The following is a 10,489-nucleotide window of genomic DNA, read 5'->3' on the forward strand; positions in this document are numbered from 1 at the left end:
AACATGCAACCTCTCAAAGGCATCACCGTGGTGACCCTGGAGCATGCCATTGCGGCACCGTTTGCCACCCGCCAGCTGGCCGATATGGGTGCACGTGTCATCAAGATCGAGCGCCCTGGCGTCGGCGACTTTGCCCGTGGCTACGACAACCGGGTGCGTGGCATTGCCTCGCACTTTGTCTGGACCAACCGCAGCAAGGAAAGCCTGACGCTCGATGTCAAACACCCCGAAGCGCAAAAAATCCTCAAACGCATCATCGAAGAAGATGCCGACGTGGTGGTGCAAAACCTGGCCCCCGGGGCTGCTGCTCGCCTGGGCCTGTCGTATGAAGCCCTGAGCGCGGTCAAACCCGAAATCATCGTTTGCGACATTTCGGGTTATGGCGACAACGGCCCGTACCGCGACAAAAAAGCTTACGACCTTTTGATCCAGAGCGAGGCCGGTTTTGTGTCTGTCACCGGTACCGAAGACACACCGTCCAAGGCCGGGCCGTCAATTGCCGACATCGCTGCGGGCATGTACGCCTATACCAACATCCTGGCAGCGCTGATGCACCGCCAGCAAACCGGCGAAGGCCAGCACATCGATATTTCGATGCTCGAAGCCCTCACCGAGTGGATGGGTTACCCGCTGTACTACAGCCTGGATGGCGCCCCACCACCCAAACGCACCGGCGCCAGCCACGCCACCATTTACCCCTACGGCCCGTTCCCCGCCGGTGACGGCAAAACCGTGATGCTGGGGCTGCAGAACGAGCGCGAGTGGAAGGCCTTTTGTGAGCAGGTGATGCAGCAGCCTGAGCTGGCCACAGACGAGCGTTTTGCCAGTAACCCCAAGCGGGTGGCCCAACGCGCCGCGCTGTACGCGCTGATCGTGCAGGCCTTCGCCAGCCTGAGCGCAGCACAGGTGGTGCAGCGTCTGGAAGCCGCGCAAATTGCCAATGCCCAGGTCAACACCATGGCCGAAGTCTGGGCGCACCCGCAGCTTCAGGCACGCGGCCGTTGGACCTCGGTGGATACCTCGGTGGGCAGTGTGCCGGCCCTGTTGCCGCCAGGTTCATGGACCAAAGGGGCGCCGCGCATGGATGCTGTGCCCGCGCTGGGTCAGCATACCGACACCATCCTGACCGAGCTGGGCTACGGCGCCGAACAACTGGCCACCTTGCGCGCCGAAGGGGCGGTGTGAGCACCATGAACGCCACCCAAGCCCTCACTTACCTGTTTGTGCCAGGCAACCGGCCCGAGCGTTTTGCCAAGGCCTTGGCCAGTGGTGCGGACCGGGTGATTCTGGATCTGGAAGATGCTGTTGCAACCGCCGACAAAGCCCATGCACGCGAGTCCATCGCCAGTTGGGTAGCAAGCTTGGCGAGCAACGATGTGGACCGCTTGCTGGTTCGTATCAACGATGTGACCAGTCCTTGTCATCTTGATGATGTTTTATGGCTGCAGACCACATGCATAAAGCACAGCATGCTATCAAAATGTGAAACAACTGAACAAGTGGCAAGTGTCCTGGCCCAAATGCCACCCGGCTCCCATGTGTTGCCCCTGATTGAAACGGTGCGCGGCGTGTTGGCTGCATCGGCAATTGCCGAAGCATCCAACGTTTCGCGGCTGGCTTTTGGTTCCTTGGACTACCTGCTTGATCTGGACCTGCCCGGCCCCGGCTTTGCGCTGGATGCGGCAGCGCTTGCCATCGCCATGGCCTCACGCGCCGCCAACCTGCCACCCCCCGTGGCCGGGGTCACGCCCGAGCTGGATGCGGGTCAGGTGCAGAGTGATCTGGCCCATGCCCGGGCTTTGGGTTATGGCGCCAAGATGTGTATTCATCCGATGCAAGTCGCGGTGGTGCGCGAGGCCTTCACGCCCGACGCACCAACTCTCGCCTGGGCGCAGCGTGTGCTCACCCAATGGCAGCAATCCAACGGGGCGGGTGTCATCCAGGTCGACGGCAAGATGGTCGACAAACCGGTGCTGCTACGCGCCGAACGTATTCTGGCCTCGGCAGGCCCATTTCAATCTCTTTAACTTTTACAGACAGGGAAACCTCATGGCCTCCACCATCATTGACTCACGGATTTTTGGCGACATGTTCAGCGACGCACGTATGCGTGATGTCTGGTCAGACGAAAACCGCACCGCCAAATACCTCGATATCGAACGCGCCCTGGCCAAAGTGCAGGGCGAACTGGGCATCATCCCCAAAGAGGCCGCCGACGAGATCGTGAAACACTGCGAACTGTCCATGATCGACTGGGACAAGCTCAAGGCCAAAACCGAGCAGATTGGTTACCCCATCATCGCGGTGGTGAACCAGATCAACGCCAACTGCCGCGACGGCCTGGGCGAGTATTGCCACTGGGGTGCCACCACGCAAGACATTACCGACACCGCGGCTGTTTTGCAAATGCGCGAAGGCCTGGCGCTGGTCGAGCAAGACCTGACCGACATTTCTGACGCTCTGGCCACCTTGGCCAAGACCTACCGCGACACCCCCGTCATTGGCCGCAGCAACCTGCAGCAGGCCACACCCATCACCTTTGGCTACAAGATGGCCAGCATTCTGGCGGGCATTGAACGCCACCGCGAGCGCTTGAGCCAGCTCAAGCCGCGTGTGTTGATGGGTGAGTTTGGCGGCGCCTCCGGCACGCTGTCGTCGCTGGAAAAAGGCGCCATGGAAACCCAGGCTGGCTTGATGAAAGAGCTGGGGCTGGCGCAACCGCTGATTTCCTGGCACACGGTGCGCGACACCATTGCCGAAGTGGGCGCCTTCCTGGGCTTGGTCGGTGGGTCCCTCGGCAAGATCGCCATGGACGTGAAGCTGCTGATGCAGACCGAAGTGGGTGAGGTGTTTGAGCCCTATGCCCCAGGGCGCGGCTCGTCTTCCACCATGCCGCAAAAACGCAACCCGATCTCCTGCCTGTACATCCACGCTAACGTGTCGGTGGCGCGCCAACACGCTGCCGCCCTGATGGATGCCATGGTGGCTGACCATGAGCGTTCCACCGGCCCGTGGGAAATTGAATGGGTGTCGCTGCCAGAAATTTTCTGCCTGATGTCGGGCGCATTGAAGCAAACCAAGTTTGTGCTGCAAGGCCTGGAGGTGGATGCCGCGCGCATGCGCGCCAACATGGACATCACCAACGGACTGGTGATGTCAGAAGCCGTGATGATGGGTCTTGGTCCCTACATCGGCCGCGAATACGCCCACGATCTGGTGTACGACCTGTGCCGTCAGGCCTTGAAAGAGAACCGGCCGCTGATCGACATTCTGGACGCGCACCCCGAGATCAACAAACATGTGACCCGCGCCCAATTGGAGGCCATGTGTGACCCAATCAACCACCTCGGCCAGGCCGGTGTGATGGTCGACCGGGTACTGGCCGCGCGCCGGGGAGCCTGACCCACCATGTCCGCCATGCCTAACCCTGACAAACAAACCACCGTGGATGTGCTGGTGATTGGTGGCGGCAACGCTGCCCTGTGTGCTGCGCTGATGGCCCGCGAGGCGGGTGCCAGTGTGCTGCTGCTGGAGTCTGCGCCCAAAGAATGGCGCGGCGGCAACTCGGCCCACACCCGCAACCTGCGTTGCATGCACGACGCGCCGCAAGACGTGCTGGTGGATGCCTATTCTGAAGAAGAGTTCTGGCAAGACCTGCTCAAAGTCACCGGTGGCCTGACCAACGAGCAGCTGGCCCGGCGCGTGATCCGCGACTCCAGCACCTGCCGCCCGTGGATGCGCAGCCACGGCGTGCACTTTCAGCCCTCACTCTCGGGCGCCTTACATACCGCCCGCACCAACGCCTTCTTCATGGGCGGTGGCAAAGCGCTGGTCAACGCTTACTTCCGCAGCGCGGAGAAGCTGGGGGTGCAGGTGCGCTATCAATCACCGGTCAACCGGCTCGAAATCAAGAACGGCCACTTTGTCGCCGCCCATGTGGAGGCCACTGGCCCGGATGGGCGCGTGCATTCCGAGCGCATCACGGCCCGCGCCTGTGTGCTGGCGGCCGGCGGCTTCGAGTCCAACCGCGCCTGGCTGCGCGAAGCCTGGGGCACCAATGAGCGGGGCGAAACCCCGTCCGACAACTTTTTGATTCGCGGCACCCAATTCAACCAGGGGGTGCTGCTGCGCCACCTGCTGAACGACCACGGGGCCGATGCGATTGGCGACCCCACGCAAGCCCACATGGTGGCCATTGACGCGCGTGCGCCGCTGTATGACGGCGGCATTTGCACCCGCATCGACTGCGTCTCACTGGGTGTGGTGGTGAACCGGGATGCCGAGCGTTTTTACGACGAGGGAGAAGACTTTTGGCCCAAGCGCTACGCCATCTGGGGGCGGCTGGTGGCGCAGCAACCGGGGCAAACCGCTTATTCGATCATTGATGCCAAAGCCATTGGCCGCTTCATGCCACCGGTGTTTCCCGGGGTCAAGGCCAACACACTGCAAGAGCTGGCGAACCAACTTGGTCTGGACAGCAACACCTTCATGCAAACGCTCAACGACTACAACAACGCCTGCCAAGCTGGCACGTTTGACCACACGGCGCTGGACAACTGCCACACCCAAGGCATCTTGCCCGCCAAGACCCACTGGGCCAGGCCCATCGACACCGCGCCGTTTTACGCCTACGCGCTGCGACCGGGTGTGACTTTTACCTACCTGGGTCTCAAGACCGATGAAACTTCAGCCGTGCGATTCAATGATGTGCCCAGCGACAACCTGTTTGTGGCCGGCGAAATGATGGCTGGCAATGTGCTGGGCAAGGGTTACACAGCCGGTGTCGGCATGTCGATTGGTACGGCTTTTGGCCGTATAGCCGGTATCCAATCTGCGCAAGCAGCTATTCAATCAGGAGCAAATCATGCGCGTGCTTGAGACCCTGATCCAGGATGCCCGGCAACTCGCCGCAGGCCACGGTACAGCGTCCCCGGCGGTGACCGAGGTGGCGCGGCAAATGCAGATTTGCAACGCCTGCCGTTACTGCGAGGGTTTTTGTGCCGTGTTCCCGGCCATGACGCGGCGGCTGGAATTCGGCGCCGCCGACATTCATTACCTCGCCAACCTGTGCCACAACTGTGGCGCCTGCCTGCACGCCTGCCAGTACGCGCCGCCGCATGAATTTGCGGTGAACGTGCCACAAGCGATGGCGAAGGTCCGCGGTGAGACTTATGTGGCCTACGCCTGGCCTGCTGCGTTGGGCAAGCTTTACCAACGCAACGCTTTAACGCTGTCACTCGCGCTGGCGGCTGGGCTGGCGCTGTTTCTGGTGTTGGCTCTGGCTCTGAACGGCAACCTGTGGGGTGGGCAGCTGTCGGGCAACTTCTACAACTTGTTCCCGCACAACCTGCTGGTGTCGATGTTTGCGCCGGTCTTTTTGTGGGCGGTGCTGGCCCTGGGCATTGGTGTGACGCGCTTCCTTCGCGATGTCTCACCCGCGACCACCGGCCAGCCGATTGCGGGTGGCGATGCCCTACAAGCCACACATGATGTGCTCAAGCTCAAGTACTTGGACGGCGGTCACGGTGAGGGTTGCCACAACGAAGACGATGCCTACACCCTGTCACGCAGCCGGGCACACCACCTGACCTTTTATGGCTTCATGCTGTGTTTTGCCGCCACCAGCCTGGCCACGGTTTACCACTATGCCTTTGGCTGGCATGCGCCGTATGACCTGCCGAGCTTGCCCAAGGTGCTGGGGGTTGTGGGCGGTGTCAGTCTGCTGCTGGGCACGGCAGGTCTGCTCAGGCTGAAGTTGCGCCGCCATCCCCTGCACGGTGATGCCGCCCAGAAACCAATGGACTACGGTTTTATTGCGCTGCTGTTTTTGACTAGCGCCACCGGCTTGTTGCTCTGGCTGGCGCGTGGCACACCTGCTTTGGCGCTGCTGCTGGCGTTGCACCTGGGCGTGGTGATGGCCTTGTTTGCCACCTTGCCCTATGGCAAGTTTGCCCATGGCATTTTCCGCACGGCGTCCCTGCTGCGCTACGCCGTCGAAAAACGCCAGCCCGGTACCCTGGCGCTGGGAGACGACTGACATGACGCTGTCCATTCCTTGCGTGCTGATGCGCGCGGGCACCTCACGTGGCCCGTTCTTTCTGCGTGACTGGTTGCCCGAAGGTGATGAGGCGCGCAACCAGGCGCTGATTGGTGCCATTGGGGCCTCCGACCCGCTACAACTCGATGGTCTGGGCGGCGGCAGCACACTCAACAGCAAGGTGGCCATCGTTTCCAAATCCACCCAGTCGGATTGCGACCTGGACTACCTGTTTGCCCAGGTCGGTGTCGGCCACCAGTCGGTAGATACCCGGCCTAACTGCGGCAACATGTTGTCGGGTGTGGTGCCATTCGCCATCGACCAAGGCTTGATCCCGGCGCAAGATGGCAGCACCACTGCCCGTGTCTTCAACGTCAACACCGCATCGCGCATTGACGTGACCGTGTGTACACCCGGTGGCAAGGTCACTTATGAGGGAGATGCACGTATTGACGGTGTGGCTGGCACCGCCGCGCCTGTGTTGTTGAATTTTCTGGACGCCTGGGGTTCCGTCACGGGACAGCTGTTTCCCACCGGGCAACGCATTGATGTGATGGATGGACTGGCCGTGACCTGCATCGATGCGGCGATGCCCCTGATGATTCTGCGCGCCAGCGACCTGGGCTTGAGCGGGCGCGAACGGCCCGCCGAACTTGACGCCAACACGGCACTGTTTACGCGCTTGGAATCCCTTCGCCTGCAAGCGGGTGTGCGCATGGGTTTGGGTGATGTGTCCAACAGCGTGGTGCCCAAGCCGGTGCTGGTGAGCGCTGGCGATGCACCCAACAGCATCACCTCGCGTTATTTCACACCGCGCAGATGCCATGCGTCGCACGCGGTGACCGGTGCCATCGGCGTGGCCACCGCGTTTGCCTTACCCGGCACAGTGGCCAGTGGTGCCCACATGATGCCGGGGCGCCATGCCTTGGTGGTGTTGCACCCGGCGGGTCAAATCGACGTCGAGGTTGAGCTGCAGGGCGAGGGACAGCAAGCTGCGCTGCAAAGCGCGGCCCTGGTGCGCACCGTGCGCAAAATCATGCAAGGCGTGTTGCACTTGCCGGGTTACGTGTTTCCCCCCGCTTCCCGCGAAGCGCCTGAGGCTGCTACTTCGCAGGGCCGCCGCCAGTTCCCGCAAAAAGAGGTCCACATCATCGTGCCGACCAGCGCAGGTGGTGGCAATGACACCATGGCCCGCACCTTGATGCGCAAGCTCGGGCCCCTGCTAGGCCAGTCGGTGGTGGTGGACAACCGGGCTGGCGCCAATGGCAGCATCGCCAGCGAATACGTGGCTGCCGCGCAGGCGGATGGCCACACCCTGCTGTTTGGCTACATTGCCACCCACGGCATCAATCCCGCGCTGCAAAAACTGCGCTACGACCCGGTGGCTGACTTTGCCCCCATTGGGCTGATGGGCCATTCACCCACCTTGCTGGTGGTGCCCGCCGACCTGGCAGTGCAATCGGTGGAAGAGCTGGTGCGCCTGCTGCGGCAGTCACCCGCACGCCTGAGTTATGCGTCGGCAGGCGAGGGCACCGTGCCCCATGTCGCGGCTGAACTGTTCAAACTGCAAACCGGCACCCAGATGCAGCGCGTGGACTACGCCGGGGGTGCGCCTGCCATCGCAGACCTTGCCAATGGACTGGTGCAGGTGATGTTCCCCAGCTTGTACACCGCGCAACCCTATCTGCGCAGTGGCAAAGTCAGGGCGTTGGCGATTGCCGGCTCTGCCCGCCTCAGTGCGTTTCCCGAGCTGCCCACCCTGCTGGAAGCGGGTGTGCCAGGGGTTGAGATGACGCAGTGGTACGCGCTTTTTGCCCCGGCCAAAACGCCAGCGTCAATCGTGCGCCAACTCAACATGGCCCTCAACACGGTGTTAACGGACGCGGACACCGTGGCGCGCATGGAGGCCGATGGCGCGAGGGTGCAAACCTCATCGCCGGGTGAATTGCACGACCTGCTGATGGCTGAGAGCGAGAAATGGCAGCGTGTGGTGATCCATGCGGGGTTGCGATCTGAATCGGTTCTTGATGGTTGAAATTGGCCTCTAGCCCTTGTTATATAAGCGCAAGTAGCTATCAAAATCATAATTATTTGAGGGCGAACGTGGGTCACGGCGCTGGTTTGCACACGCCTACCGTGCTCTGTCCACGGTGCCAGCACGGGCTGGCTGTGTCCGTGTCGCGCCTGGGAATGCCGTCCATGCTGATGGCCGTGGCCACGGTGTTGAAGCTGGTCACCCCTTGGGGGGTCAGCTGCAGGCGCAGCACCCAGGCTTGGCGCTGGCGCGGGTTGTCGGTTTCTTTCATGACAAAGTTGCCCACGCTGTAGATGACGGGTTTGCCCTGGTACAGCTCAATGTCTTGCGTGACGTGCGGGTGGCCGCCAATCACCGCGTCGGCCCCGGCGTCGATCATCAAGCGTGCCAGGTGGCGCTGGCGGGGGTTGGCGGTTAGCTCGTTTTCCCAACCCCAGTGCATCACGGGAATCACCAGGTCAGCACGGTAAAACGTGCGGGCTCGTCTGATGTCGGCCACCACTTGTTCGTCTTCGCTCCAGGCCACGCCAGGGGCGTTGAAGTCGGCCTCGAAACTGCGCGGCATGAATTCGTTGTAGCCCAGCACCGCAATGCGCAGCCCATGGCGCGCAAAGAGTTGTGGCGTGTGCGCGCCAGACAGGTTGTGGCCACCGCCAAAATGGCCCAACTGGGCCTGCGAAAAAAGTCCCAGCATCTCGGCGAAGGCCTCACGCCCAAAGTCGCCTGAATGGTTGTTGGCCAGAGCCAGCGCATCAAAATGGCGTTTGAGCACCGGCAGCACGCGCGGATGAGCGCGGAAGGTAAAGTTTTTGTCGCCCGCAGAACCGGTGGTGGCTACCACACACTCCAGATTGCCAAGGCGAATGTCGGCGTCTTTGAAGACCTTTGCAAAATCAGCAAAAGGGTCAATACCACGGGCAATCATGTCGCCTGCCGTGTCGTCGAGCACGATGTCGCCCGCAAACACCAGGGTCACCGGCTGGGTGGGCTCAGCCGCCACCATGGAGCCAGCCGCCAGCCACAAAAGGGCGGCCATGCTGCAGCGCAGCGCCGCCCTCATGGTTGAACCCCCTGCAGGGTACAGCTGTACATCAACTCGCGCTCGACTGGCCCGGCATAAAGGTACTGTGTGCCGGTCAGCAGGTAGGGCGCAGGTGTGGACTGAAAAGGGGGCAAATAAACGGCTTCCTGAATCAGAAGGGGTTGTTGGCGAGTGTCGAGGTAGGCGTAGAGCTTGACGTAATCCACCTGCGTGGCGCGGCCCACCATCACGGCCTTGAACCAGAAGCGTCCGCCAATGTCGACGGAGGGCACGGGATACGGGTCGGCGACCGCCTGGGTTTCCACGACATGGGTGCTACCCGCATAGCTCACGTCGCAGTGCAACAGTGCGTTGGCTGAGGCTGCCAAGGGGAATGAACAGGCCCCAAAAGCCAGGGCGACGGTTGTTGTGCAAAGTGAATATCTCATGACCGACATTTTGCTTGATGTGCATAGCGGCAAAACACCTGGCCCTCAAGTTCTACGCCCCGCAAGCCCGCATGGTTTTTATTGCTGCAATGACCGCCTGAATCAACCTGCTGGGTTTGTCTGATTGAGCAGGCGCTTTGGGCTTCAACGGGCGGATTGCCAAAATTTGACTTGCGAATCTGCCTACCAGAATGCCGATGTGGGGCTTTAGTCCCATGGCTTCCAAGCGGTACCTGGCGGGGTAAGGCATGCCCTACTCTGTGTCAGCAGGGGCTGACAGTCAAATCAGCATCGCCCGATGTTGCAATTGGACCGTGGCTGGCAGGATGGCTCATGCCATTGAAGTTACTGATCGTTGAAGACTCCGACCTGATTTGCAGCAGCCTGCACAGGGTGTTCGGCAACGTGGATGGCCGTGTGACCATCCGCGAGGCAGTTACCTTGTACGAGGCGCTCGACGGTGTCCAGTTTGACTCGCCGACTCTGGTCAGTCTCGATCTGAACCTGCCCGACGGCTCGGGCATCAGCACGGTCAGCGCAGATCAAAGCCTGGGTGTCAGCCAGGTCGGTGAAGCAGTCATGCAGATGGACCAGGTGACCCAACAGAATGCAGCGCTGGTGGCGACCACGCACCTTGCCCATGCCCACCGTCGTGTCTTCAGACAACGACGAATGGTCGTCTATCTGACGGTGCACCAGGACGCAGACCCACCCATCATCAGCAAGACGAAAGTATTGCGTCGTCTTTTTGGATAGGAAAGTCACACCATGTCGCCCATAAACGAATTTCCTTCGCCTGAAACCCTGCCTGTCAACGACGCTCGCGAACTCGCCTTGTACCGTGAGGTGTTCGGCGAAATACCCGATTGCATCGTGCTCAAGGACGACAAAGGCGATTTTTTGTTGTGTAACCAGACGGTGGCCCGGCTTTACAACACCACACCGCA

General features: G+C 61.3%; 8 protein-coding genes and 1 pseudogene. 7 read left to right on the plus strand and 2 right to left on the minus strand.

What is annotated here, in order from left to right; all coding sequences use genetic code 11:
- The first annotated feature begins 3 nt into the window (after positions 1-3).
- The 6 genes from PHQ58_RS11625 to PHQ58_RS11650 are packed head-to-tail and all read left to right on the plus strand — an operon-like array spanning position 4 to position 8,072.
- Complete coding sequence (locus PHQ58_RS11625; RefSeq protein ID WP_300111163.1) at positions 4-1,185, plus strand: CaiB/BaiF CoA-transferase family protein; 1,182 nt, start codon at positions 4-6, stop codon at positions 1,183-1,185.
- A 5-nt stretch (positions 1,186-1,190) separates the two neighbouring features.
- Positions 1,191-2,027 (plus strand): CoA ester lyase, encoded by an 837-nt coding sequence (locus tag PHQ58_RS11630; RefSeq protein ID WP_300111164.1) that lies wholly within the window; start codon positions 1,191-1,193, stop codon positions 2,025-2,027.
- A 22-nt stretch (positions 2,028-2,049) separates the two neighbouring features.
- Positions 2,050-3,402 (plus strand): adenylosuccinate lyase family protein, encoded by a 1,353-nt coding sequence (locus PHQ58_RS11635; protein ID WP_300111165.1) that lies wholly within the window; start codon positions 2,050-2,052, stop codon positions 3,400-3,402.
- A 15-nt stretch (positions 3,403-3,417) separates the two neighbouring features.
- Positions 3,418-4,878: an FAD-dependent tricarballylate dehydrogenase TcuA gene (gene tcuA / locus PHQ58_RS11640; RefSeq protein ID WP_300111172.1), complete on the plus strand. Its 1,461-nt coding sequence runs from the start codon at positions 3,418-3,420 to the stop codon at positions 4,876-4,878.
- Positions 4,865-6,037, plus strand: coding sequence for a tricarballylate utilization 4Fe-4S protein TcuB (gene tcuB / locus PHQ58_RS11645; protein WP_300111166.1), 1,173 nt, complete (start codon positions 4,865-4,867; stop codon positions 6,035-6,037). The genes tcuA and tcuB overlap by 14 nt, the downstream gene beginning before the upstream one ends.
- A 1-nt stretch (position 6,038) precedes the next feature.
- Positions 6,039-8,072 (plus strand): 4-oxalomesaconate tautomerase, encoded by a 2,034-nt coding sequence (locus PHQ58_RS11650; protein WP_300111167.1) that lies wholly within the window; start codon positions 6,039-6,041, stop codon positions 8,070-8,072.
- A gap of 73 nt (positions 8,073-8,145) precedes the next feature.
- Here PHQ58_RS11650 and PHQ58_RS11655 read toward each other — a convergent pair whose 3' ends face one another.
- Both PHQ58_RS11655 and PHQ58_RS11660 read right to left on the minus strand, forming a co-directional pair.
- On the minus strand, positions 8,146-9,132 hold the full coding sequence (locus PHQ58_RS11655) for a CapA family protein (protein ID WP_300111168.1): 987 nt from the start codon (positions 9,130-9,132) through the stop codon (positions 8,146-8,148).
- Entirely contained in the window at positions 9,129-9,542 is a 414-nt protein-coding gene (locus tag PHQ58_RS11660; protein ID WP_300111169.1) for a hypothetical protein, read from the minus strand. The genes PHQ58_RS11655 and PHQ58_RS11660 overlap by 4 nt, the downstream gene beginning before the upstream one ends.
- A gap of 519 nt (positions 9,543-10,061) precedes the next feature.
- Here PHQ58_RS11660 and PHQ58_RS11665 point away from each other — a divergent pair.
- Positions 10,062-10,163 (plus strand): annotated as a pseudogene (locus tag PHQ58_RS11665) (chemotaxis protein); the annotation flags it as partial.
- Between the last annotated feature and the right edge of the window lie 326 nt (positions 10,164-10,489).

It is taken from the genome of Rhodoferax sp., from assembly GCF_028688795.1.
GTDB lineage: Bacteria > Pseudomonadota > Gammaproteobacteria > Burkholderiales > Burkholderiaceae_C > Rhodoferax.

Excerpts from the sequence above, each read along its gene's own strand:
- PHQ58_RS11625 (WP_300111163.1), top strand. The coding sequence starts at position 4 with ATGCAACCTCTCAAAGGCATCACCGTGGTGACCCTGGAGCATGCCATT.
- PHQ58_RS11630 (WP_300111164.1), top strand. The coding sequence starts at position 1,191 with ATGAACGCCACCCAAGCCCTCACTTACCTGTTTGTGCCAGGCAACCGG.
- PHQ58_RS11635 (WP_300111165.1), top strand. The coding sequence starts at position 2,050 with ATGGCCTCCACCATCATTGACTCACGGATTTTTGGCGACATGTTCAGC.
- tcuA (WP_300111172.1), top strand. The coding sequence starts at position 3,418 with ATGCCTAACCCTGACAAACAAACCACCGTGGATGTGCTGGTGATTGGT.
- tcuB (WP_300111166.1), top strand. The coding sequence starts at position 4,865 with ATGCGCGTGCTTGAGACCCTGATCCAGGATGCCCGGCAACTCGCCGCA.
- PHQ58_RS11650 (WP_300111167.1), top strand. The coding sequence starts at position 6,039 with ATGACGCTGTCCATTCCTTGCGTGCTGATGCGCGCGGGCACCTCACGT.
- PHQ58_RS11655 (WP_300111168.1), bottom strand. The coding sequence starts at position 9,132 with ATGAGGGCGGCGCTGCGCTGCAGCATGGCCGCCCTTTTGTGGCTGGCG.
- PHQ58_RS11660 (WP_300111169.1), bottom strand. The coding sequence starts at position 9,542 with ATGAGATATTCACTTTGCACAACAACCGTCGCCCTGGCTTTTGGGGCC.